The organism is Flavobacterium sp. 90 (genome assembly GCF_004339525.1).
Lineage (GTDB): Bacteria > Bacteroidota > Bacteroidia > Flavobacteriales > Flavobacteriaceae > Flavobacterium.
Map to the genome: position 1 here is coordinate 6,374,774 of NZ_SMGE01000001.1, position 25,700 is coordinate 6,400,473.

The 25,700-nt window shown below is 38.7% G+C and carries 23 protein-coding genes; 17 read left to right on the forward strand and 6 right to left on the reverse strand.

Annotated features, from left to right (window positions below):
* The first annotated feature begins 1 nt into the window (after window position 1).
* Window positions 2-1,990, forward strand: a complete 1,989-nt coding sequence (gene mobC / locus C8C83_RS25965; RefSeq protein ID WP_121329880.1) for a conjugal transfer protein MobC — start codon at window positions 2-4, stop codon at window positions 1,988-1,990.
* A 65-nt stretch (window positions 1,991-2,055) separates the two neighbouring features.
* On the opposite strand, the gene C8C83_RS25970 is transcribed toward mobC, so the two are convergent.
* The gene (locus C8C83_RS25970) at window positions 2,056-2,484 is read right to left on the reverse strand and encodes a DUF1810 domain-containing protein (protein ID WP_121325626.1); all 429 of its coding nucleotides are present in this window, start codon (window positions 2,482-2,484) and stop codon (window positions 2,056-2,058) included.
* Between the two features lie 316 nt (window positions 2,485-2,800).
* Between C8C83_RS25970 and C8C83_RS25975 the strand changes: the two genes are divergently transcribed.
* The 10 genes from C8C83_RS25975 to C8C83_RS26020 all read left to right on the forward strand — a co-directional run bounded on the left by C8C83_RS25975 (window position 2,801) and on the right by C8C83_RS26020 (window position 12,130).
* On the forward strand, window positions 2,801-3,190 hold the full coding sequence (locus C8C83_RS25975; RefSeq protein ID WP_121325628.1) for a single-stranded DNA-binding protein: 390 nt from the start codon (window positions 2,801-2,803) through the stop codon (window positions 3,188-3,190).
* A 38-nt stretch (window positions 3,191-3,228) separates the two neighbouring features.
* Window positions 3,229-3,588 carry a hypothetical protein gene (locus tag C8C83_RS25980; RefSeq protein ID WP_121325630.1) on the forward strand — a complete coding sequence of 120 codons (360 nt, stop codon included), beginning with the start codon at window positions 3,229-3,231 and terminating at the stop codon, window positions 3,586-3,588.
* A 27-nt stretch (window positions 3,589-3,615) separates the two neighbouring features.
* Window positions 3,616-3,996, forward strand: a complete 381-nt coding sequence (locus tag C8C83_RS25985; protein ID WP_121325632.1) for a Cas9 inhibitor AcrIIA9 family protein — start codon at window positions 3,616-3,618, stop codon at window positions 3,994-3,996.
* A complete protein-coding gene (locus C8C83_RS25990) occupies window positions 3,993-5,309 on the forward strand; it encodes a PcfJ domain-containing protein (protein ID WP_121325634.1) in 1,317 nt (438 codons plus the stop codon). The genes C8C83_RS25985 and C8C83_RS25990 overlap by 4 nt, the downstream gene beginning before the upstream one ends.
* 270 nt (window positions 5,310-5,579) lie before the next feature.
* Window positions 5,580-6,050, forward strand: coding sequence for a JAB domain-containing protein (locus C8C83_RS25995; RefSeq protein ID WP_121329881.1), 471 nt, complete (start codon window positions 5,580-5,582; stop codon window positions 6,048-6,050).
* Window positions 6,051-6,108: 58 nt separating this feature from the next.
* The gene (locus tag C8C83_RS26000; RefSeq protein WP_121325636.1) at window positions 6,109-6,348 is read left to right on the forward strand and encodes a hypothetical protein; all 240 of its coding nucleotides are present in this window, start codon (window positions 6,109-6,111) and stop codon (window positions 6,346-6,348) included.
* Window positions 6,349-6,517: 169 nt separating this feature from the next.
* A complete protein-coding gene (gene dinB / locus C8C83_RS26005; RefSeq protein ID WP_199735274.1) occupies window positions 6,518-7,699 on the forward strand; it encodes a DNA polymerase IV in 1,182 nt (393 codons plus the stop codon).
* A gap of 3 nt (window positions 7,700-7,702) precedes the next feature.
* Complete coding sequence (gene dnaE, locus C8C83_RS26010; protein ID WP_121325640.1) at window positions 7,703-10,756, forward strand: DNA polymerase III subunit alpha; 3,054 nt, start codon at window positions 7,703-7,705, stop codon at window positions 10,754-10,756.
* 289 nt (window positions 10,757-11,045) lie between these two features.
* Window positions 11,046-11,672, forward strand: a complete 627-nt coding sequence (locus tag C8C83_RS26015) for an SOS response-associated peptidase (RefSeq protein ID WP_121325644.1) — start codon at window positions 11,046-11,048, stop codon at window positions 11,670-11,672.
* Between the two features lie 11 nt (window positions 11,673-11,683).
* A complete protein-coding gene (locus C8C83_RS26020; RefSeq protein WP_121325646.1) occupies window positions 11,684-12,130 on the forward strand; it encodes a hypothetical protein in 447 nt (148 codons plus the stop codon).
* Here C8C83_RS26020 and C8C83_RS26025 read toward each other — a convergent pair whose 3' ends face one another.
* The 4 genes from C8C83_RS26025 to C8C83_RS26040 form a co-directional block, all read right to left on the reverse strand.
* Window positions 12,131-12,463 carry a hypothetical protein gene (locus C8C83_RS26025; RefSeq protein WP_233565956.1) on the reverse strand — a complete coding sequence of 111 codons (333 nt, stop codon included), beginning with the start codon at window positions 12,461-12,463 and terminating at the stop codon, window positions 12,131-12,133.
* 113 nt (window positions 12,464-12,576) lie between these two features.
* Window positions 12,577-13,284 (reverse strand): hypothetical protein, encoded by a 708-nt coding sequence (locus C8C83_RS26030; RefSeq protein ID WP_012025554.1) that lies wholly within the window; start codon window positions 13,282-13,284, stop codon window positions 12,577-12,579.
* Window positions 13,285-13,354: 70 nt separating this feature from the next.
* Window positions 13,355-13,585, reverse strand: a complete 231-nt coding sequence (locus C8C83_RS26035) for a hypothetical protein (protein ID WP_121325650.1) — start codon at window positions 13,583-13,585, stop codon at window positions 13,355-13,357.
* Window positions 13,566-14,762 (reverse strand): hypothetical protein, encoded by a 1,197-nt coding sequence (locus C8C83_RS26040; protein WP_121325652.1) that lies wholly within the window; start codon window positions 14,760-14,762, stop codon window positions 13,566-13,568. The genes C8C83_RS26035 and C8C83_RS26040 overlap by 20 nt, the downstream gene beginning before the upstream one ends.
* A gap of 473 nt (window positions 14,763-15,235) precedes the next feature.
* Between C8C83_RS26040 and C8C83_RS26045 the strand changes: the two genes are divergently transcribed.
* The 6 genes from C8C83_RS26045 to C8C83_RS26065 all read left to right on the forward strand — a co-directional run bounded on the left by C8C83_RS26045 (window position 15,236) and on the right by C8C83_RS26065 (window position 24,226).
* Window positions 15,236-16,027 carry a hypothetical protein gene (locus tag C8C83_RS26045; protein ID WP_012025556.1) on the forward strand — a complete coding sequence of 264 codons (792 nt, stop codon included), beginning with the start codon at window positions 15,236-15,238 and terminating at the stop codon, window positions 16,025-16,027.
* Between the two features lies 1 nt (window position 16,028).
* Window positions 16,029-19,175, forward strand: coding sequence for a DEAD/DEAH box helicase (locus tag C8C83_RS26050; protein WP_121325654.1), 3,147 nt, complete (start codon window positions 16,029-16,031; stop codon window positions 19,173-19,175).
* Between the two features lie 162 nt (window positions 19,176-19,337).
* Window positions 19,338-20,009: a hypothetical protein gene (locus C8C83_RS26055; RefSeq protein WP_121325656.1), complete on the forward strand. Its 672-nt coding sequence runs from the start codon at window positions 19,338-19,340 to the stop codon at window positions 20,007-20,009.
* A gap of 1,066 nt (window positions 20,010-21,075) precedes the next feature.
* Window positions 21,076-21,243, forward strand: coding sequence for a hypothetical protein (locus C8C83_RS27310; RefSeq protein WP_158598121.1), 168 nt, complete (start codon window positions 21,076-21,078; stop codon window positions 21,241-21,243).
* Window positions 21,244-21,246: 3 nt separating this feature from the next.
* Window positions 21,247-22,044 (forward strand): hypothetical protein, encoded by a 798-nt coding sequence (locus tag C8C83_RS26060; RefSeq protein WP_121325658.1) that lies wholly within the window; start codon window positions 21,247-21,249, stop codon window positions 22,042-22,044.
* Window positions 22,045-22,192: 148 nt separating this feature from the next.
* The gene (locus tag C8C83_RS26065; protein ID WP_121325660.1) at window positions 22,193-24,226 is read left to right on the forward strand and encodes a hypothetical protein; all 2,034 of its coding nucleotides are present in this window, start codon (window positions 22,193-22,195) and stop codon (window positions 24,224-24,226) included.
* A gap of 735 nt (window positions 24,227-24,961) precedes the next feature.
* Here the strand turns inward: C8C83_RS26065 and C8C83_RS26070 are convergent.
* Window positions 24,962-25,654 carry a hypothetical protein gene (locus C8C83_RS26070; protein WP_121325664.1) on the reverse strand — a complete coding sequence of 231 codons (693 nt, stop codon included), beginning with the start codon at window positions 25,652-25,654 and terminating at the stop codon, window positions 24,962-24,964.
* Window positions 25,655-25,700 lie beyond the last annotated feature (46 nt).

Here is a 25,700-nt window from a genome sequence, read left to right on the forward strand (position 1 = left end):
TATGAACACAGGGGAAAATGAACAGGCACTGAGAAAAATTTTAGATATGACCCGCCTGATAAGCCTCGTGCTTCTGGCAGTCCATTTTTATTACTACGGCTACTTTGTTTTCAAACAGCTTGGTCTGGTCTCGCAATTCAGCGACAGGATTCTTGAGAATATCTCCAAGGCAGGATTATTCAGTTTTTTCCACAAATCAAAACTGCTGGCGCTGCTCTTTGTTTTTATTTCGCTTCTCGGTGCAAAAGGAAGGAAAAATGAAAAATTAAAATTGAAAAACGCTGTGCTTTTTCTTCTCTTTGGACTGTTTTTTTATTTTGCCAGCTGGTTTATTCTGCAGATTGGCTACAATATAGAAATCGTTTTTCTGATTTATGTTTTAACCACCACCTCTGGTCTGCTTTTAATAATTACAGCTGGTACCTTACTGACAAGGATCATCAGCAGAAGGCTGAACAACCGTGATATATTTAATAAAGAAAATGAAACCTTTCCACAGGAAGAAAGACTCCTTGAAAATGAATATTCTATTAATCTTCCGGCGCAGTATTACCTTCGTGACAAGATTCGAAAAAGCTGGATCAACATCATAAACCCTTTCAGGGGCGTTCTGGTCTGCGGTTCGCCGGGATCCGGAAAATCATACTTTGTGATCCGTCATATTATTACCCAGCATATAGCAAAAGGATTCAGCATGTTTGTCTATGATTTTAAGTTTAATGACCTGACCAGAATTGTATATAATGCTTTTCTAAAGCACAGACATTTATACAAGGTTTTACCAGAGTTCTATGTCATTAATTTTGATGACCTCTCCCGCACTCACAGATGCAATCCCCTAGACCCTTCTTCCATGACAGACATCACCGATGCTGCAGAATCAGCCCGTACCATTCTTCTTGGATTAAACCGCGAATGGATCAGAAAACAGGGAGATTTCTTTGTCGAGTCACCAATAAATTTCCTGACGGCGGTGATCTGGTATCTCAGAAAATTCAACGATGGAGAATTCTGCACCCTGCCGCATGTCATCGAACTTATGCAGCTCGATTACAAGATTCTCTTCACACTGCTGCGCTCGGAGAAAGAGATTGAGGTGCTGATCAATCCATTTGTAAGCGCATTTTTAAATAATGCCTCCGAGCAGCTGGAGGGCCAGATTGCATCAGCAAAAATTTCAATGGCAAGACTTTCTTCGCCCCAGCTCTATTATGTGCTTTCCGGAAATGATTTTACCTTGGACATCAATAATCCCGACGCTCCGAAAATTGTGTGCATGGGAAATAATCCCCAGAAAATACAGACCTACGGAGCGGTACTTTCACTCTATATCAGCAGGCTTGTAAAACTCGCCAATAGAAAAGACAAACTCAAAAGCAGTCTTATTTTTGATGAGTTCCCTACTGTCTATCTAAACAATATCGACAGCCTTATTGCCACTGCGCGAAGCAACAAAGTAAGCACGACTCTGGGCATTCAGGACCTGAGCCAGCTTAAAAAAGATTACGGCCGTGAACAGGCAGATGTGATCATGAATATCACCGGAAATATTATTTCAGGACAAGTGACCGGCGATACCGCAAAACAGCTCTCCGAGCGTTTTGGAAAAATAATGCAGGAACGTGAAAGTCTTTCCATCAATAGCTCCGATACCTCGATAAGCCGTTCCAGACAATTGGAATACGCAGTCCCGGCCTCAAAAATAGCGTCATTAAGTTCAGGTGAATTTGTGGGTATGACTGCCGATAATCCGGACTGTAAAATTGACCTTAAGACATTCCACTGCGAGGTTTTAAATGATCATAATGCACTGCAGCAGGAAACAAACAACTACAGGGAAATCGAGCCGATTCGTATCCTGGACAATGCGCAGGTAAACAGGAATTATAACCTGATCAGAGAGGATATCCATGAACTTTCTGAATCTGAAATGGACCGTATTTCCGAAAGCCGTGATCTGAGACACCTCATCATTAAAAAGAAAAATTAAACAGCTTTTACCCTTAGAATATTGGTTTCCTTTTTCAAATATTTAGGACTATCCGCTGTAGTTTTTTATAAAATTCCAAGTATTTCTAAGGTTTTCCCATCCCTTTCTCCCTTATAGTATTTATGAAGAACGCGTGAAAAACAATCAGATGAATTGGGCAGCAGGCTGAACAGGGTCATGCAGGATTTGAGTTTTCTCTCATCCGGCCTGCCGAGGACTTCCAGTGCCGTTTTGTTTTCGATTTTAAGCATTGCGCTGGTAATTTCCACCAGACGTTTTCCCAGTACCGGATGGTTAAGATACAGTGAGGCTTCCTCTAGGCTTTCTATGCCGTAAAAGATGTTATAATCCGTGAATCCCAGTCCTCTCAGCTGGGGGAAAATAAACCACATCCAGTGGGTCTGTTTGCTGCCCTGCCTGATCTCGCGCAGTGCGTTGTTATACGTTTCCCTTTGTGCCTCTAAAAAACGGTCCAGATCATATTGCTTTTCCATTGCATTGCTTTTTTGTCACCTGAAATTACAAAATTTTTCAATGCCGATCCCAAAACAAGCATCTGAAATAGGGGTTCAGCCTGCTGTAAAACTAATAGGAAATTTTCAATAAAAACGGATTAAAAGAGCCGCGAAAATAGCACCCACAGGCTCCTGCATGCGCATAACGGCCTTGCCGCCCTTCGGGACTTATAGCACTCCGGAGCCTTTATCGGGCGCTTGATTTTGTGCTTTCTTTTTTCCCGTTTTTCTTTTGAAAAATTTTATGCGGGGCTTGAGAAAAGACAGAAAAAATACTCACTTAAAATTTTGCATCATGGAAATCTCAGGACGAATTACAAAAGATGCCGTAACGGCAAAAGTTTCAAATTACAGGGAGGTGGTAAATTTCTCCATTGCCATAAACGACAGCTACAGACCAAAAGGCTCCGGCGAGCTTAAAAAGATTGTAACCTACATCGACTGCTCCTATTGGATGGGTTCCAAAATGGCGCAGTGGCTAAAAAAAGGCACTGTGGTCGAACTCTTCGGGCGCATAGGTCTGAATGTCTACAATAATGCCGAGGGCAAAGCGCTCGGTTCGCTGACCTTTCACACCAGTAACATAAAAATACTGGTTTTCCCAAAAACAGAAAACGCTTCAGCTGTTCCTGCAGTCCAAAAGAAAAATGCGCCAAAAGATGAACCCGACGACCTGCCTTTCTAATTGGAATATATACCGTTTCACATCAAAATTTATACGCCATGAAAGCCTTTGAAAAATCAGTTTACATAGAATATCCCGTATCTGCTCAGTTTAAAAAAATAGTCCTTTCCAATATGGAATCTTATGACGGGACAAAAAAAGAGCAATTGAAATCTTTCCTCGAAGACCTGCAGAAAAGCGGATGCATCTGCGGTATGATTTCAGAGTTTGTCTACAGCTCGGACTGCAAGAAATTCTATATACAGCATTTGGATGATTTGGAAAATATCCGATACGAAATTGAAGATTCCCTTGAGGAATCTGTCAAAAACCGCCACCGAATGCCCCATTACACTTTTGTATGCTGGCTCTGCTTTGAAGAATACTGTTTTGACATCTACAGAAACAGTTTTGAATAACGCTTTTTCAATCTTAAATCTTCCTTTATGAAAGCATCAGAGAAATTTAGAACCGCCATAGAAAGCTACCTGAGCGAAAAAGCGCAGAACGATGCCCTGTTTTCAGCGGACTATAAAAAAGAGAGCAAAAACCTTGAAAGCTGTTTTAACTACATTTTCGGCGAGGTCAAAAAAACAGGGGAATCCGCCTTTGACAATCAGGAAATCTTTGACATGGCTGTGAAGTACTACACAGACGACACGATTGGAACGCCTGCCCCTGTTCAATGCAGAGTAGCAGTAAGCCCCACTGCTAAACCTGATTTATTCTCGACTGCCCCCGCAGTATCTCAAAACACAGTTCAAAAAACAGTGGCAGTACAATCCGTGAAGCCTGTACAGAAAACCCTAACACTCTTTGACTTATGATACCCAAAACAGTTACAGAAAAAGAAATCAGCGCCTTAAGTACCACCCTAGCCCCAATCACAGCGCAGATGCATCATTGGGCGGAAAAAAACATTTTCCTGAAATGGGCGGTGCTCTCAAGGGGAAAATTCCATTGTCTGGAATGCACCCATTCGTGGAAGCCCGACAGCCAAAGCCAGTCTTGCCTGAATTATATCAACTGCACCGCCTGTCAAGGGAAACTCAAAATGCATCAGTACAATCAGGTGCATTTCAGGGAAATCGAATACTGCGCCCTCACCGAAACCTGCTCTGGGTATCAGGTGGTGCGTATCATCTGCTCGCACAAGAACATGAAAAAGAATGTTCTTCCCGCCTATTCCCACACGGAAGTCATGCAGCATTGGATAAATCCAAAAGGGGAAGTGCGCACCATCTCAAGAAGCACCAATGTTTTTTCCAATGCCTATGATGCATGGCAGTACTATTCCCCTTTGGAAATCCGTCCAAAGGATTTTCAGAACTCGCCAAAATACCGCATCAATCCCTATAAGGTTTATCCGCACATGAAAGTGATTCCGCTTTTGAAAAGAAACGGTTTTAAGACTTCCACATATAGCATTGCACCGCAGATACTCTTTACTGCCCTGTTAAAGGACTGTATTGCAGAAACCCTTTTAAAAAGTTCGCAGACCACTCTGCTCAAGCATTACCTGACTTCGCATGAACAGCATCTGCGTGAAAACTGGCAGGCAGTAAAAACCTGCCTTAAACAGCGTTATCAGATTCAGGACATAAAAATTTGGGAGGATTATATTGCCCTGCTCCGATGGTTCAAAAAAGACCTCAGCTCCTCTGAGCTTGTCTGCCCTGAAAATTTAGACCAGGCACATGACAGGCTTGTTGCCAAAAAAAGGGACATACAGCGCAGAAAGCATCTTGCGCAGTTGCGTGCTGAAATACAGAAAGCAGAGCCGATTTATGAAAATGATAAAAAACAGTTCTTCGGACTTTCTTTTACCGATAATGACCTTACCGTAAAAGTCCTTGACTGTGTGCAGGATTTTCTTCAGGAGGGCGACACGCTCCACCACTGCGTATTTACCAACGAGTATTATAAAAAGAAAGATTCGCTGATACTCTCGGCGCAGATTGAAAACAGACCCGTGGAAACCATTGAAATCTCCCTTTCAAAAATGGAAATCATCCAGTGCAGGGGGCTTCGCAATAGAGCCACTAAATATCACAACAGGATTCTTAGGATTATAAATAAAAATCTGCCTGAGATTGCCGGGCGGTTGAAAAAACGAAAAAAGCAGACTGCTCCCGCTTAACCCATTTAACTATTGATACCGCAGATTTTACACTGCGGTATTTTTTTGCGCGCGCAGACACTTTAAGGTTCACTGGCTGATCTTGATTTAGGGGCTATTGTGGAATGTTAAGTCAATTTCATCACAAAGTTCGGGCACGGCCTTCGGTTCTCCGCAAAAAATTCCCCCATAAATGCAGGGCTGCGCTCCTGCTTTATTGCGTTGCTTTCTGCGTTCGCTTGTCCCTGCCCGCACGGCGGTGCTGTAATTAATCTTAAAACTGCAGCAATTATGAAAAATCAACATCAAAACACAGACTGGCAGAAAGTATCAGAAATCGAACTGATCTATAAAACCAAAGTAAAAAGCACTGAAAGACCGTGTATCACTTCTTCCAGAGATGCTTACCGACTGCTGCTCGACAGCTGGGATCCCGGCAAGATAGAATTCTTTGAGCAGTTCAAAGTGCTGCTGCTCAGCCAGTCCAACAGGGTTCTTGGAATCTACGAGGTTTCCTCAGGAGGCATTGCAGGAACTGTGGTTGATATGCGCCTGCTTTTCGCGGCAGCCCTGAAAGCTGCCGCCGTCGGGATCATTATCACCCACAACCATCCCTCCGGAAAAACATCACCTTCCGAAGCCGACAGGAATATGACCCGTAAAATCCGCGAAGCAGGAAAACTGCTGGATATTCCGCTGCTCGACCACCTGATCGTGACACCCGATACCTATTACTCTTTTGCAGATGAAGGCGCCCTTTAAGGGCGTTTTAATCTTTCATACCCTTGCGCTTTTCTGGTTTTTTAAGTAATTTTGCCCTATGAATCATGAAGAAATAAAACGCCATTTTGAGAGCAATCCGCCGCCAAAGGAAGTAGTATGGACCGAATGGGCGAAGATCACCGACACTCAGGTTTTCCTCAACAGCTGTTATACCACCATCAGAAATTTTAACGGCCCGATAGACCGCTGTCCGGCATGGTGGCATTTAAGAGATTTTTACCTGCTTATGAAAAAAACAGCAGGCCAGCCGATCAGCGAAGAACCTGCTTCAGAATAATTCTGATCCTTCCGTAAATTCTTAATAAAGGAAAAAAGCACCGATTTGGGTGCTTTTTTTATGCCCCTAAAAATAAGGCTTTTTAAACTTTGTTATTATTTGGAACATTTTATTTTTAAAATTTGTTACCAACTGTACTAATTTTGGTCTGTATAAAATGATTAAGATTATGAGCCGGGCTATTGTACATATCGACATGAACACGTTTTTCGTATCCTGCGAAAGACTGACAAATTCTGAACTTAACGGCATACCGCTTATCATTGGAGGCGGTGAGAGAGGCGTTGTGGCTTCGTGCTCCTATGAAGCCAGAAAATTCGGCGTGCGCTCGGCCATGCCGATCCATATGGCCATGAAGCTCTGCCCTCAGGCAAAAATTATGAAAGGAGATATGGAACTCTATTCGAGACTTTCACACGACATTACAGAAATCATTCAAGAAAAAGCGCCCGTGGTGGAAAAAGCCAGCATTGACGAATTTTATCTGGACATCACCGGCATGGATAAATTCTACGGCAGCTATAAATGGACCGATGAACTCGCACAGCGCATCACAAAAGAAACTGGTCTTCCCCTCACCTTTGCGCTTTCTGTGAACAAAACCGTTTCGAAAATCGGAACCGGTGAGGGCAAGCAGAAACAGAACCTTGAAATTCCCGAGCATCTGGTGCAGTCCTTTTTGAATCCGCTCTCCATTAGAAAAATCCCGATGGTCGGACAGAAAACCTTCGAGCTTCTTTCCCGCATCGGCATCCGCACCATCCGCACACTCTCTGAAATGCCTGCCGAATCCCTGCAGCAGATGATCGGCAAAAACGGAACCGAACTCTGGAAAAAAGCCAATGGAATTGATAACGCCCCTGTAGAGCCTTATACGGAGAGAAAATCAATTTCAACTGAACATACCTTTTCACAGGACACTATTGATGTTCTGAAACTAAACAGGATTCTTCAGGGCATGGTGGAGAAACTGGCTTATCAGCTGCGCGCCGAGCAGTGGCTCACCTCAACGGTGACTGTCAAAATAAGGTACGCCAATTTTGATACCGAAACCAAACAGTCCAGAGTCCAGTACACCTCAGCAGATCACCTTCTGACCCAGACAGTGACAGATCTCTTTACCAAGCTCTACCAGCGCCGCATGAGGCTGCGCCTTATCGGAGTCCGTTTCAGCGGCCTTGTCAGGGGAACCTACCAGATTGACCTTTTCAATGATACCGAAGAAATGCTTTCACTCTATCAGGCAATGGACAGGATGAAGACCCGTTACGGCTTTGATGCCGTTATGAGATGCGCCGGCGCATCTTTCAAACCCAACAATAAAGACGAAATTTTAAAACGCAAAAAATAAATCATGTTTCTCAACTGCCACTCCTATCATTCCCTGCGCTACGGCACTATTCCATTGGATGATCTGATCTGGCAGGCAGCCCATTGCAGTGTCACGGCAGCAGCCTTGACCGACATCAATACCGTAACAGGGATTTATGATTTTATAAAAGGCTGCCAGGCTCAAGGCATAAAACCGCTTGTCGGGATAGAATTCCGCTGCAGGCACCACCTGCGCTATATCGGTCTTGCAAAAAATGCAGCAGGGCTTGCCCAAATGAACCGCTTTCTGACCGATCATAATTTCAGCGGTGCTCCGCTTCCTGAAAAGGCCCCGGCTTTGGAATCGGTATATTTTATTTATGGTCTGGAAAATGCGCCTGACCAGCTCGGCGAAAATGAATTTATAGGCATTGAGCCTGACCAGCTCGGCAGGCTTTTTATGCCTGAGCTTAAAAAGAAGATTTCCAAAATGGTTATCCTGCGGCCAGTGGTATTCCGTACCAAAAGGGAATACAACCTGCACCGAATCCTGCGTGCAGTCGACCTCAATGAGCTTCTCTCCAAACTCGGCCCTGATGACTGTTGCCGAAAATCGGATATCATGATTCCCGAAGCGGAACTTATCGCCCTGTATAAAGATTATCCCGAGATCATCGAGAATACCCAGTACATCATCGAGCACTGTAATTTTAAATATGATTTCGAAAGCCCGAAAAACAAAAAACACTACACCAAAAATAAAGCTGGGGACATTGCCCTTTTAACCACACTGGCCGAGGAAGGTCTGGTGTGGCGCTACGGACGCCATAATATCGAAGCGAAAGCGCGTGTGGAAAAAGAGCTAAAAGTCATCAATGACCTTGAATTCAGCGGCTATTTTCTCATTACCTGGGATATCATACGCTACAGCAACAGCCGCGGTTTCCTTCATATCGGAAGGGGATCTGGCGCCAACAGCATTATTGCCTACTGTTTGGGAATAACGGATATCTGCCCCCTGGAACTTGATCTGTATTTCGAGCGCTTCCTGAATGAAAACCGTAAAAGCCCTCCCGATTTCGATATTGACTGGTCTTGGAAAGAAAGGGATGTGATCCTGAAATACATCTTTGACCGCTACGGTTATGAGAATGTAGCTTTCTGCGGTACCAATGTGGAATTCAAATACCGCTCGATTTTCCGGGAGGTCGGCAAGGTATTCGGCCTTCCCAAAGATGAGCTGGATATGCTGGCAAAAAATCCCATGAAGCTCCACCAGACCAATTCTATTGTCAAGCTGGTGCAGGAATACGGCATGATGCTCGAGAAATACCCCAACATGCGAAGCATGCATTCCTGCGGGATTTTGATCTCGGAAGAACCGCTGACCAATTACACGCCGCTGGAAATGCCTCCGAAAGGATTTCCCATAGTGCTCTTTGATATGCATACAGCTGAAGATATCGGCTTTGATAAATTTGACATCCTCAGCCAGAGAGGCATCGGACATATTGATGATACCGTGAAGATAATTGAGCAGAACAGAGGCATTCGCATCAATATCCGCGACACGAGACTGTCAAAAAACGAACAGTCCGCAAACGTGTATCTTGCCGAGGGCCGGACAATCGGATGCTTTTACATTGAAAGTCCTGCCATGCGCGGCCTATTGCGCCGCCTGAAATGTGATAATTATAAAACACTTGTGGCCGCCTCTTCGATTATCCGTCCCGGAGTGGCGCAGTCGGGAATGATGAAGGAGTACATCTTCCGACATAACAACCCGTCAAAATTTGAATATTTTCATCCTGTTTTCGAAAAGGAGCTTGGAGAAACCTACGGGATTATGGTCTATCAGGAAGACGTGATCAAAATTGCCCTGCATTACGGCGGGCTTTCAGCCGCCGACGGAGATATCTTAAGACGTGCCATGTCAGGCAAGGGACGCTCAAAAGCGGCACTTCAGAAAGTAAAGGATGATTTCTTTATTTCAGCCGCCGCAAAAGGGCATCCCGAAGCGCTGAGCCATGAAATCTACCGCCAGATCGAGTCCTTTGCAGGTTATTCCTTCTGCAAGGCGCACTCGGCATCCTATGCCGTTGAAAGCTACCAGAGCCTTTACCTCAAGGTACACTACCCTGTTGAATTTATGGTTGCTGTGATCAATAATCAGGGAGGTTTTTACCGCACTGAAATCTATGTGCACGAAGCCAGAATGGCCGGCGCTGTTATCCATACTCCCTGCGTGAATAAAAGCGGATATGAGACTGCTCTTTACGGCAAAGATATTTATCTGGGTTTTATGCACCTGCAGGGCCTTGATTCCAAACTCTCGCACTTCATCGCTTATGAGCGCGAGAGAAACGGAGTTTATAAATCGCTCGAAGATTTTATAAACAGGGTTCCTATGGGCATCGAGAATATAAAGGTGCTTATTTTCATCGGCGCTTTCCGCTTTACGGGAAAAACCAAAAATCAGCTGCTGGTGCAGGTAAGCCTTCTGATGAATAATTTTAAGCCCGAGAACCGCGGGCTCATGCTCATTGAACAGCCCGCCAAAGAATTTAAGCTGCCTGTTCTGGAGCGTTCGGTATTCGAAGATGCCTTTGATGAAATCGAGCTTTTGAATTTCCCTGTATCCTGCACCGTTTTTGATCTGCTGCAGACCAGACACCGCGGGGATGTGATGGTGCGCGACCTTTTGAAATACCATAAAAAGCAGGTCCGCATGCTGGCTTACCTCATCTCGACCAAGCAGGTGCCGACCAAAAGGGGCAATATGTATTTCGGGACATGGATCGACCATGAAGGAGCCTATTTTGATACGGCGCATTTCCCTGACAGTCTGGCAAATAATCCTTTTCAGGGAGGCGGCTGCTACCTGCTTTTGGGAACCGTGGAAATTGACTATCATTTTCCGACCATCACCATTTCAAGGATGGCGAAAATGCCTTTCATTCCTGATCCAAGATATTCGGACTCGGAAAAAAGATATACCACGCAGCACAATATAAAACAGGATATCAGCAGCACCCACCGCCAGCCTTATCCACAGGAACATGAAATCAATCTGCCGCGCCACAGAATGAAATTCTAATTTTTTTTATGTAAAGTCCTAAGAATGAATTAAATTTGATAGAGAAGCAAGAAAAGGAAAAGAAAAATAAGCATAAGGCACATCAGTTTTCTGCTGTTTCTTTTCCAAAGCTTTTGTTTTCGCTTTTCATTTTCTTTTATAAGCCTTTCAATGCGTCTGATGTCTATTGGGTAAGATTCCATAAGATCGTTTTGCCAAACTTAAGCGCAATGAAAAAAATAAAAGCCCCCTTAATGATATATTAGTATCAGAATAAGACATTTTTAAAACAGCCTTATAACGGAAAATTATGTGTTATTATACCCAGCAGAATGCCTCGATAGAAGATCTAAAAAGACGCTTTAATGCAGAACTCGACAATGAGGAGACTTATCTGCAGTCGGATTTTATAAATGGGTTTTCACACCCCAACATCCCTGTGATACTCAATTCCTCTCCGCACCTTATCACAACGGATTACACTTGGGGGCTTCTGCCGTCCTGGGCAAAAGACATTGAGTTCAGAAAAAACACGCTCAATGCCCGCATAGAAACCATTGACGAGAAAGCGTCATTCAATAATATAACCCATAACCGCTGCCTGATAATCGCTTCGGCCTATTACGAATGGCACTGGAATGACGAAAAGGGAAAAAGCAAGGACAAGTACCAGATCAACTCGCAGGATGATGAAATCTTCACTTTTGCAGGCTTGTATTCCACGTGGACGGATCCGGTAACCGATGAGATTAAAAACACCTACACCATGGTGACCACTAAAGCAAATAAGTTAATGGACTTCGTGCACAACCACAAGCACAGGATGCCTATAATGCTTAAAAAACAGGATGAAACGGCTTGGCTGGACCAGTCGGTTAAAATAGAAGACTTTGCCTTCCCCTATGAAGGGAACCTTATCGCATTTCAAACTAAATAAAATATCGTATTATGGGCAATAAAGTATTTTCTGCAGATCATTTTGTTAAATTCTTTCTGGATGAACTCTATTCCAAAACACATTTCAAATATGAACACAACCCGGAAGTTATGGGGTTCTTTGAAGAAGATGATCCATATACAGACCATATCATGTCTGCTCAGGAACATCTCAAAGAATTTATTTTATCCTCTGTCAAGGATAACTCAGAGAATTTAACACCGGAAGATATTCAAAAACTATATGAGAAAAAAATGGAACAAGTTTTTGATATTGTGCTGCCTGAAATCGAAAAATACATAAAAGACAAAGTTACTGTTGATGTAATTTGGCCAGATTCCATCAGATTAATTGACGATGGCAATGGCGGATTTAGATATTTTCAGCCGGGAATTGATGACCCCGCTCTTCTGGGCAGTTCAGATAATAGTACTGATATTGAGCATGGCCAGGAATAGTCACAGATAAATCAAAATGTCTTTCCCATCGGATTGAAGTTTAATTCCATCGGATTTTTCTATTGCTTCGAACAAAATATGATCAACCTGTTTTTCAGAAAGCATGTCATAATCTATTGGAAATTCCGTATCAAAATAAAACTCAAAATAACAGTTCTGCTCATTGACTTGCGCCATATCTTCCTCCAAATAATCTTCACAGTGGTCTATCTCAAATCCAAAATATTCTACCATTGCAGCACCTGTGTTGATCAGGGATGTAACAAAATCTATACAAACCTCATTTGGAATGGGTGCTCTGGCAGTAGATAATGTAAGTGTGTGGCTGTACATACTGCATTTTTTTACTAAATTTACAATCATATCACAAATCGCAGTAATTCAATTAATTATCAAACTAAAGCAAAGTATTTGCAATTTAAAAGAAGTTCACATTTGACTAAACCTTAATTGTCAATGGAAAGTATTTGATAAATTTTTGTGCCGATACTTGTTCTGTAAATTAAAGTTTCTCCTCCCTTGACAACATATTTCTCGCTGGATTTCCAATCATCCTGATCTTCAACACTAACAGAGTTTGATTCTGCTGAACATAATCCGGCATTTATAAGAAAATTATCTAGTTCCTCTAGACCAATTCCATTAGTTCCGTTTTGACCATACGCATTATCAGGCAGTTTCAAAAACTCTTCAAGGTCATAGAAATCAATCCTATTGATTATCATTGATGCTTTACAAAATTCCTGATAAGAAAGTTTCTCCTCAATAAAAGCAACAAAAAGTTTTGCTATTAAGGCAGAGGAAACATGATCGTGAGCATTGTTAATTATATGCAGCAATTTACTGCCAACCGATTGTCCATATTTTTTGCTTGAATTAATTCTCAAAACAGCATCTTTCCTTACTTCCATATCAACCTCTGATAATCCCTTAAGAAACGATAGCAGTTTTTTGGTAAACAAATAATTTTGAACCGAAAGTATCGTTTTTCCGGCTCCAATTATAGCTCCAATAACTGGTAGATCTTTTAAGATTCCTTCAACTCCTGAATGCTGATCCAATACCGCTTCTAAAACCTCCGTTGACACCTTACTTAAGTCAGATTCCAACAAAGTCTTTCCTAATGAATTTTCAAACTCATTCTCCTTATCCATATTTTTACAATTGGTAAATTAATGTACTTAACAGATCCTCCTTTAAATACATAAAATATTAAACGTCAGTCTAATTGAGCTTCTGAACTTTTTCGAATAATTCTCTAAGTTCTTCTTCCGACTCACCCAATCCTCCATTACCCAAAATAATTGTAGGATTGGTAGGCATTATTTTTTGAATTTCCGACTCTATATAATCTAGTATAGGCTTAACGATTTTCATGTCTTCTTTAAAACGGGTATCCATCTCATCCACAGAATTAAAATCGCAATATAGAAATTTAGCTAAATTTATTTTCATTTCCAACAGTTCCTCCTTCTCCATAAAAGGAAGAATAATCACCATTTAAAACCATTTGACCAATTTTCAAAGCATCGTTTTTGTGGTCTTCAATTGATTCTTTTAAATCTGCTACTGCACCTTCGGTAAGCAGGTCTTTTAAAAAACCTAATTCACTTCTGCTGTAAATTGCTGCAAACTTATTGAACAGATATGGATTTAGTATGGATTTAGTAAATGGGGAAACATCAGTCTTTCCTGAAATAAAGAGTAAAATGTATTTATTTATTTCTTCACCTAAATATTCTACAAAATGTTTAGAAAATTCTGACCTGATTACGGTTAACTTATTAATTAGCTCTGCATCTCTCGTAATCCTTTTATAAAAACCTAAATCATATCCGTAGACATCAAACAAACCAAAATACATTCTTTTTTCTTTTGGGATATGCTGAAGCTTAACACGTAACTTTTCTAAATCTTGATCATTTTTAAAACCAGTAAATTCAGCAAGTACCGTTCTAAGCATATCTTCACTCGCAACTTTTTCAACTTCGAAAAACATAGCTAAGATATCTTTGCTATTTTTTAGTTTCTGATCCAGATCATGCCCGGTAATTGGCTCTATTTTTATTTTACTGAGAATTGAAATAAGATCATCAAAAATATTCTCATATTTTAGATGTTTTAATGATTCATTGTCAGCTAATACTTCTTCCGTCCAAGGCTTTAACAATACCTCATCTATTGCATCTTTATTATAATCAGTTAAAAACTTGGTCGCCGGTTCATTAAATCCTTTTAGTGCGACAAAATAATATGTGAAGTCTTCTAAGTCAGTAATTAAACTTTTATCCTTTATAGCATGAATTGCAAACTTTATAATTTCTCTACCAAGTCCCGGCTTGGTTATTAATCCTTCATATCTTTTACATTGTAATATCCCAACATTCTTTGATTTGAATTGAAGCAATAAATCCCTTCCACGATCACTGCCTCCCTTCATAAGTAAGACCGAATCAATTTTATTCTTGTAGATCCCATTTTCGATATCTTTTTTAAAAATAAAATATGATAGCAGTTCAAATTCTCTGGCTCCTAAATATTCTAGTGGGTAATTTTTACCGCTAAATGCAGGAAATTTTCCAGCAATATTATCTAATTCAACCTTTACTTCGACGTCACTTATAATATCCATTTACAGAGAAAATTTGATTTCAATCAAAAATATGAATTTACATTCAAAGATAGATCTGTTATAATGAAATAATAAAAAAACATTATTAATTCGAAAAAATATAGCCAAGATAGTGCATACAGTAAACAGTAGACATATTGTAGATTGTTCCCCTACCACAATCTGAGCAAACAATTGGCTATTACTTCTACTTTTCCTTTTTTTTCTATAGCGGAACATCTGATTTCTTATGACGAATTAAGATAAATAGTCTTGTTTGTCTGTTCTTTTAGAAACAATGTCGGGAATAGAACCAAACTCACAAGTCTTTTATCATTGACAAATGAGAATATAATTCAGAAGAAAAATGACTTCGCAAGTAAATTCCGTCTTCTATTTCAGCAAAAATCAAATAAAAATTACAGTTTGTGCAACTAATTCGTCATCAATATCTAAATAAATAATTAACTTTCTCGCAGTAAATTTCATACACTATGCCATACAACTATTCAAGAACTAACCATAATCCATTATTATACGAGATTGAGCTTACGGTAAATGATCGTAAACTACTTGCATCGCATGTTGGATTATTATTATTAGGAAAACATAGCCATGTCGCAACTATCCTTGCAGCTAAACATCGAAATGTATCCGCTTCTACCGATCAAATGATAAATCGCGCACAAAGACAACTGGTTGTTAAAACAGATGTTGAAAGATGGAAACGTGACGGATGGCTTTTCCAAATGATGACTTGGATATCATTACGTGTGGAACAACACGGTCAAAAACTGATGTTACAGGCCCCTCATACTAACCCCGCACAGCACGGAATAGATGGATTGGGCTTAATATTAACTACGGCTAATACAGTTCAAAATTTAATAATTTCAGAAGATAAATATACTGAAAACCCACGCACCACATTGAAAAATGATGTTTGGCCGGAGTTTAATTTATTTGAAACAGGTGAATTCGATAGCCATTTAGTCACCCAGATAACGGTACTTCTTAGCAATTTGAGTGAAGCCGAAATTGACAGGATTATTGAAAACGATATCTATAATATTTCGAATCGAATCTATAGAGCTGGTATAACTCCTAAATCGTCCCATTCAAATGCGAAGAAAAGAAAAAGACTTTTCAAAGGTTACGACAAATGTGTATCTGGAACAAATCACAATAGAAGACAAGCATTAACATTCAGTCAACCTGATATAAGGACATGGATGGATGATTTTTCCGCCGAGATTTATGCATATTTAGAAACACAAAGACCATAAGATGTACAATACTACAACGGAAGAAGTCATTAAAAAAGCTCCTCACATTGAGGGATTAAATACTGAAAATCTACCTCAGTATCTAACGAAAATTTACGCCCGAATTGTTTCAGTTAGAATGTCTTTGGATGGTTCTAAAAAACTTTCGCCAAAGCTAAAAAAAGATATTCACGAGTTAAGAAAACTTGCAAACAATTTAGAGTCATTTACTGTTCTTAGTAAGAAAGACAGCAATCAGGTATCAGCAGCTTTTGTAGCTGGAACTGCGCACAACTTACTTCAACTCATTAGGGATCAAAAATATTCTTTTTCCCCACAAACATTAGAATCTCACAGTGTCCCAAATTGGATTTCCTCAATTTTATTATTTCTAATTGGTGACAGTCCTGCTGATGCCGCAGAAATCGCTGTAAGAATTGCAATTGGGACTGACGATTCCATTAAATTTCAATTATCAAATGCTATTCGTCTTTTAGCTATGGGAAATCTTGGAAGCTTACGAGCACTTGAGCCCGCCACCAGAGATTACAATGATAATGAAATTGACATAGAAGCCGAAGATTATTTGTGGCTTCAGCTATTGTTAGGCCTTCAGCAAATGGCATCAGTACTATTGGGTATTACATCGACCAGGGAAAGCTACTTTAAAAATGTAGTCGACTTGGCATCAATTGATATGACTTTCACGGATATAATAATTAAAAGGTGCTATTCTGCTCCATTTCACTTAGCCACACTACTTGATATTTTAGAGGATCGGCTTTTAAGCAGAGGGGTGATAAATGTAAAAGCACCAGCAGAAACAGTTCCAAAAGAATGGCATATGTTTTTACAAAAGCTTGCTGAATCTAGACCATATCTATGGGAAAATCATTTTGAAGCAGTGCACTCTGGATTCTTGGATTCTGGATGCTCTGCTGTGTTAACTTTTCCCACTGGTGCAGGTAAAACTACAGTAGCTGAGCTAAAAATCGCTTCTACAATTATGGCAGGCAAATCAGTATTGTATTTGGTACCCACACATGCCCTAGAGGATCAAATAAATCGTGATTTAAATACCCTTTTTGATTACATAGATTCAGACAAATTAGAAATTGGTGGTGAATTTACTGATTTTGAAAATGGAGTTCTTGAAACAATTAATGTCATGACACCTGAAAGGTGTCTAACACTTCTAGCAATTAATCCTGAAAGTTTTGAAGATATCGGACTAATTGTTTTTGACGAGTTTCATTTAGTACATGGCCGTGCTGAAAAACTTGATAAAAGAAGTCTCGACGCAATGTATTGCTTACTAAAACTTTTTACTGAAGTTCCCGCAGCAGATTATTTACTAATATCTGCGATGGTTGAAAATGGAGAAGAAATTTCGTCATGGGTGGAACATGTGATTGGAAGGGAGTGTAAAACTTTTAATTCTGATTGGAAGCCAACCCGACAACTCCAAAGTTGTATAATTTATCCCAAAAATGAAATTAAAGAACTAGAAAAAATTATCTCAGATTTTCGAAAGAATTATAATGGAAAGACTGTGCCAACTAGGCTTAAAACGCAGATTAATTCAACAGCGCATCAGATTTACAGCCTTCGAAATAAATGGGAAGCAGACAAGCCAGATGATTTTTTTGTTAGAAAACTCTTTAACAAAAAATTTAACCTTGAAGTCAGTCCATATTGGAAAATTACCAGTAATAGAAATGCAGTAGCTAGCGAACTTGCAGCATTTTTTGTAAATGCTGGTATGAAAACTCTTTTATTCGTCAATAATCCTGTCGCTGCAAAAAGCACAGCCCGCAGACTTAATTCAAAACTTGATAAAAAAGATTTAGAATTAGAAACCTTTAACCAGCTAAATCAAGCTAGAATAACGAGTATTGAAATGGAGCTTGGAGATCTGCAATATTCATTCTATAATCCTCTTTTTCAAGTTGCAGTACATCATGGTCTACTTCTACCGATTGAAAGACAATTAAACGAATCACTATTTAAATCTAAGGAAGGAATACACGCAATTGTCGCGACTGCGACTTTGGCGCAAGGTATAAATCTACCAGCCGAAGTAGTTATAATTGCTGGTGACGATCGATTTGATGAAGATACAGATGGATCCGAAAAATTACTAGCTCATGAAATTTTAAATGCAGCTGGAAGAGCCGGAAGAGCTGGCACCGCAGCACAGGGAGTAGCAATATTGGTGCCAGGTCAAATCATAACTTTTGAAAACAAATTAACTGCTCCTACAGACTGGATTGAACTACAAAAAAGAGTTTTTGCTAAAAGTGACCAATGCCTTGTAATCAACGATCCCATGACACAGTTTTTAGATGAAGTAACTGCATTTGATGATAATGAGCTGCTATCACAAAATGTTAACAGCCTCTTATTACGCCTTCATAGTGACGAAACAGAAGAAGCCTCAATAAAAGCAATTTTCAGTAATTCTTTTGCATTTTTTAAAGCAAATTTGGAAGGTGATGATAAAATTTCAGCGAAAATAAATGAACTAATTATAAAGCGGGAAAATCTTTCGCATGATCTTCTATATGACAAGTCAGTTGAAGCAATTAGTCTTAAGACTGGTATCAATCCTAATATTATTGAAAAATTAAGTAAGAGCATATCAGAATTAGACTTGGAACAGATTATCGCTTATTCAGTTTCAGATTGGATTAGTTGGTTCGTTAACTGGCTACAAAGTGATGAAATTTACATTTATGAGATGTTTTCCAGCCCATCAAGTCGCGCACAGTTAGCAAGAGCACTGGGCTTAAAAGTCACAAACTATGACGTCAGCGCAATCAGTAAAAACCTTCATAAAATAGTGCCAATATTTGAGGCATATATTAGCGGCCAAAATTACGAAACTATAAACGAAATGATTCCAGGAAAATCTGACGAGTATTTAAGCAAGTCTAGACATTTCATCTTGAGATTAGTACCGCATAAGAGCTTCGCTCTCGGTATAGTATCATTAACAATCAAGGAAATATTGTTCTCATACGGCTACGAACCAGATGAAATACCCTATGTCATTAAAAACCTAGCTACAATGGTAAAAGAAGGTTTAGATACTGAAGAAAAATTACAATACAAAATTAAACGAAGAACATTAATGCGTGTACAAATACACCGTATGTTTGAAATTTAACAGCTATTTATCAGATAATAAAATACAATTTATAAATAATTAAAGATCTAATAATACTTTGGCATGAAATAGCATTAATGTGCTTTGCTAATCATTTCATTTTTAAAAGTATATTATGATTCTGATTAAGAAAACTAGAAATTATTTAAAAAAATTACAAATATGAAAAAATACTTTAAAGAAAACATTTTGTTTATAATTTCATTAATATCATTGTTACTTCTGTTATTGCCAATAATGGTCTTTTTATATCATTTTGGCGGAAAACGATTTTCTGATGACCTTGCTCTTTGGGGAACTTTTGGCGATTTTATCGGCGGAACACTCAATACGGTTATTTCTCTCAGCAGTTTAATTATACTTGGTCTTCTTACGCATATTGTTAGTAAACAATCAAATGAAGAAAGCAAAAAAATAAATTTATTAATACGTAAGCTTGATTGTTATGACAAACTAACTTCCTTTCTGCCAGAAATAACTGCTATAGGTAATGACTTAATTACGTCAACAGATGTTATTATGAATAAAGATCTAAAAGATGATGTAAGATTAGAACATTTAAAATCATTTCGAAAGTTAACTTTAGTCTTTAGGGAATTTTATCACTTTATACTTACATTCGACAGTAGATTTGGACATTTATTTGAATATAACATGACTTCCGCTGATTTTCAGAATTTATTATACAATACAAATAAATTAAATAACTTTTGCGACGCGGTTGTGGCTAGAAAACTGGATACTCACATTATTATTGAAAGTGGGGACGAATTAGCCGTCATGATTCATTATTATAATATTTTAATAGATAATTTAAAGAAAGAATTAAACTAAAAAACATCCCTTAATTAAGATAATTACAAATTTACATCTAAAACAATACGAATCCCGTTCAACTTTTTGTAGCAAAATTTGTTTGCCAAAAATGGAGTTACACTGCTTTTAGAAAAATGTATAATCTCTTCATACCAAAGCCAAATGTTTATCGATTCGCATCGATACAAGTTATTTTTCCAATTTTGACAGATAATTTTAAACCTTGTCTCTAGTATTTCGACAAAGTTACAGAAGTCAAGGGTCTATTAAATAAATTTATTTATTTGGTATTCATTCAGATTCTAGGACTTCAGCGGGGAAAATTACACTCTGCAGGTTCATGCACTTTATAAAACTCACTTCAAAACAATTACAAGAATATACTTTATTACAATACTATACTTATACTTTAATTAGCTGGCCATTTTCTTGCAAGCACGGTATTCTTTACTTTCCATTCCAATTAGAAGGTTTGCATAATGTGGGGCAAAACTGCTTAGACATATACTTGAAATTTTGCTGTAATTCACATCCCAAAATCTCAATAGATAAAGAAAAAGAGCATTAGCTTTAAACCCGACTAAATAGTACCAGTTTTTTTGCGTACAGTATCATTTGCTTTGATGCGGCCATCTGTGACGTTTTGCCACTTTTATTTTTATTAAAATAATACGAAGATCAGTCTACCAATATTCCACATACTTTACTGCTTCATTTTTCATTTCTTTATTGAAACGCAATGTATTTGCTTCTAGTTTTTTCATTCGAAACGGGTGAAAAGGGCAGCCAAGATAGTGTCGCCCGGACGCTGCATGCGCATAACGGCTTCGTGCCCCTCCCCCGCCCTCCGGGACTTATAGCCCGTTTAATATAAAAAGAGATTCCGCCGTTCGCACCGCGGCGGATCGTCTTTTTTTTTTTTCGTAACCATGAAAATGTCCGCACTACTAATATGACAAAGCGTCTGCAACGCCCGGATCTGCGGCGCAGTCCTGCCGTTTAAACAGACCTACGCCGATTTAGGCGCGAAAAAATAATTTGGAACAAAAATTGTTGTATATTTGACATGTTTAAAACTTTTAAAATGAGCAAAATAGAACCTGCTAGAGAAAAAGCCGTAATCAAAGCGCACCGCACCCCGGAAATCGGAAGCGGTCTGGTTAGGATTGCGCACAAAATCAGTTCGGTAAGCTCTGAACCTCAGGTTATCAAAATTGGCGAAAAATATTTTAGAGTTCGCGAACTGGGCTAAAATATGAATATCGCATTTACGACAATCCTGCTGTTTGTTATACTTGCCCCCGGCTTTATTGCCCGAAATGCCTATAATTCTTCAAAATTAAGCGTTAAGGATTACAACAGGAATCTGGTCAATGACCTGACGTGGTCGATCATTCCCTCACTGGCCTTCCATACCATTTTTATTGCAGTACTGCACAATGCCACAAGCTACTACGTCGACTTTGAACAGTTGGGCAATCTTATTCTGGCAGTGCCGGCTAAATCGGAGGACAGCTTCAGACAGCTCGGAAGCTTCAAGTATGCCATCTTTTGCTATAATTTTATCTTATTTGTACTGTCTTTTTTTGCGGGTCTTGGACTTAGGGAACTTGTAAGGAAGCGCCACATCGATAGAAAAGTCCGATACTTCAGATTCTCCAATAAATGGCATTACATCTTTACCGGAGAATGTCTTGATTTTCCCGACGTTCCCGACCAGTACGAAGAAATAACCGATAAGATTATAAATGTCTTATGTAAAGTGAACGGCAGAAGCGTCCTGTATACAGGAGAATATTTTAATTATTACATAGACAGCAAGGGAGACCTCGAAGCGGTCCATCTGCGCAATCCGATACGCCGATATCTCGAAAACGATAACGATCCGGAGCAGCAGTATTATGTAATCTCAAGCAGATATCTGGTAATTCCAAACTCCGATATCATCAATATCAATTTCCGCTATCTTTCCATGCAGGAAATCGACGAAACCGAAATCACCGCCTCGGAAAGACAAAACCTGATTGAACTGCCTGAAGGGGAAAACCTATAAAAGCGCAGAGCTTTATTAAACCAAAGCAGTATCAGATCTAACTTCTTTTTCCATTAATAAATATCTTTTCACAAGGCCGCATTGCAAAAATTGCACTAAAATAAATCGGCTTCATATGCAAAGACATAAAATTTAAAAGACTTCAAGAATGTTCAATAGACCAATAGACAATAGTATCAGATCCGAGGTGGTCGGCAGTCTGAAAGCCGCCACAAAAAAAGCTGAAAAGTATTATAATGAAAATATAACATCAAAAATAGAGGGACTTGATATTTTTGAAAGTTTAAAAATTATCGATCAGGAATTTAAGCTGGTCAAACGAAAGATTAAAAAATCAAAATATCCCTTCTATACTGAAAACTGTACTTCTGCCGATTGGCTGGTTTCGCAATTCGCAAGCCGTGCATACCTTTTGAATATTGATGAAACCAAGGATTTAAAAAAAGCGGTCTTCTTGGGTATATACAGAAATAAACTGCGCGCCCAAAGAAATGAACTCCTGGCAGAAAGTCCGGCCTACACGTACGAAAAATTCGTTAATGGGGAAATTAACAGCTTCTTCCATCACTACCCGCAATACCGTAATTTAAGCGAGGAAGACTTTTACAAAATTATCAAATGGCAGTCAGAAAAAGTAATTGCCATCATAAGCTATGAGAGCTCTATGCTGATAGAAAAAATCCAGCAGCACTGTCTTGAGATTGACGACCCATTTTTTTTTATAATGATGCAAAAAACCATTATAAAAAATCTTATGGATTATACAGGAAATGATCCTAATGATCTCAAAATTTTACTTTCTCAATTGTATATTTTTGAAGACTTTAACCTCGAAGAATTTGAAAATGATGCCTTATTGGAAAACTACAGGTCTTTTGCAAATAATGAGTTCCACTGGAATAAAGCCGACTACAATTCCATTAAAAATCTATCGGATGTTATGCAGGGCGGGCCGAAAAAAGTTTTCACCAATGAATTTTTAGTTTTCCATACTATAGAAAAAATTGGTTTTTGGCTGGGCACACTCGTAAATGAATCACGGATACAGCAACCCTATATTCTTCCTGATTATGAAAAAGAACTAGAAAAGGTCCAGCGCGAAGCAGCTCAAGAAATAGAGAACTTAGCCGACGCAATGTATAATTATATCAACGATGAAGAGAATAGCGAAAAAGAAGTTAAAAATTATCTCTTAAAATTATATGATGCCAATCGAATCAGGTATAATAAAATAAAAGAAAAAGATATTCTTCACATGCTTGCTGATGACAGACAGCATGTGCTGATAAACTATTTTACAACCAATGCGTTCTTCAGAAACAATATAGGAGAAACTGCTGAAAATCTTAAGGAATTGATTATTGTACGCGAACTTGCTTGGGAAATACTGGTCGCACATAATAACTTTTTTGACAACAAAAATATTTTCATCACATTGGACAATGACTTCAGTGACATTAACATGCTGATAAATAAAATGGTCCTAAATAAAAAACTTTATAAGGCCGGAAAAAAAGCACAAATGGACTTTTTTTCAAATTACGACAAATACAGCGTGCCGATCGATTATCACTTTCAAAATGTACACGAAGAACTAAAAAAAGTATTTACCATTGCATTGAATAAACTTCAAAAAATATTAGATAATGCCGAGCCTAGTAAAAAAGTATTGTATCTCCAAAGCAGGATTAAAGAAATTAAACAGAGGGAACTTTTATTCAAGCAGTACCAGGATGAAAGCGATTTTAAATATGCAGTGGATAAATATTCAGTTTTATTCAAAGAATTTTTAACAATCGAAGCTGATTTTCTGAGAGAGACCTTTAACGCCCCGCCGGAAGTACTGGAGGTGAAACAGAAACACTTGCTAGAAATCAAACCGGAATTCGGGACCATCACGAATAAAAGAAATCAAAAATTCATCATGCAGCTTCTGGAAGATTTAGGCCTGACCATAGATGGTAAAGCAAATATAAGTGAAAGGAAAAAAGGTGCAGTCAGAGGAATTGTGGAGGCACTAAAACAAAACAAAATTTTACCTGATAAAAGCCTTGAAATATTATGCAAAATTATCGGCGATAAAATTGGTCTGCCAATAAACTCGAAACTAGACGTTTCAAACATATCCGAACAATACAAAAAAGAGGCGGAAAAATACATTTCCGAAAATTATAACAGCTGATTTTTGCTTCGAAAAATTAAATATAAGGTTTTATAAGGTCAGCCTGATAACGTTTTGTCATGTTCTAAATATTTGCAGCATCTAACAAAGTAAATATTACAGATCATGAAAATTAAAAAGTTAAAAAACAAAAAAAGCAATCGTAAAAAAAATTACATAGCAGTCAAAAAGTCCAACATTTTTATAGTCGGGAAGGTTATCATTATTTTAAAAAAAATATTTCAAAAATTTAATATCGAACATTCAATATCTCTTCAACAGATAAAATTTATACTTCTTGTGCTTAAAATAATTTTGGAGTTATCTAACTGACGGCTTTTTACACAAAAAAGCTGAGGAAAAAATCTTTAGTTACGAATATGAGTAAAAAATGAATGTAGATTTCATTTTTTATTTTTGTACATTTCATTTTTCTCTCATACTTTTATGTGTGAAATCTGCAAACTCCACCACTGCCTGTTCACAAACGGGTTCTATAAGAAAAAAAACTAGCTGATGGATACCGGTCTTTTTTTGCAGTCGCAGACACTGATAATTCCAGCAGATCCTCTGAAAATAGACTCTTGCTAGACGTAAGGGCAGTATCTGGCTATTTTATAGATAGCTGAAGGAGCTTGTAAAAATCATTTAATACCGTAAGCATTCGTTATCTTTAATAATTGTCAGGGCTTAAACCCTATGGCATACTTGTCTGTCAAAATATTGCTTAAAACATTTGTTGTTTTAAGCAATTATTCATTTAACGCCCAGTGTATCTCTGAAATCTGCCTTTAACTTAGATTTCAATTCAACTACCTTTTTGTTTAAAATATCATAATATGCATTCATTGACTTGTGCATTCTTAGAATTTCATTCTGCGCATTAGGCTGGCCAGGAGAGATTGCTGTGAATTCATTAAATGCCTTTTCAAAATTTTCATTAATTGAATTAATAATACTGCACGTATTTTCGTTAAAAAAGATTTCATTGGAATCAAAATAGTCTGAAAAATCATTTCCGTCATTAGCCGCTATCCTTCTTTTTTCCTCTAGAGGGATATCTCCGGCAGCCTGAAAAGGCGCCATAAACGAGTTCATCGACTTTTCCATCGTTACTAATTTGGAGTATAAGTTCTTAACTATCTCGGCCCTGTCGGAGTGCAGTTTTGAAAAACGGATCTGGTTTTCCTGAGAAGCCTGAGACAGAAGGCTTTTGTGGCTTTCCAGGTTTTTATCAAGTTCAAGCTTATGGTTCTGTGCCTCAGAAGACAGGTTTTGCTTGAAGTTTTCCAGCTCTGTGTTTAACTCGGCTTTTTTTATCTCAATGGAGGCATTGAAAAAAAACTCAAAGAGCTTCTTTCCAAAAAATCCTATGGCAATAAAAACTAAAATCTGTCCTGCTGTGGTCACTCCCAGCTCTGTGAAAAATTCAATCCACTTAACATCCATACCCTTGTTTGCTTAAAATTTGAAATTTATCGTCAAAAAAATTCCA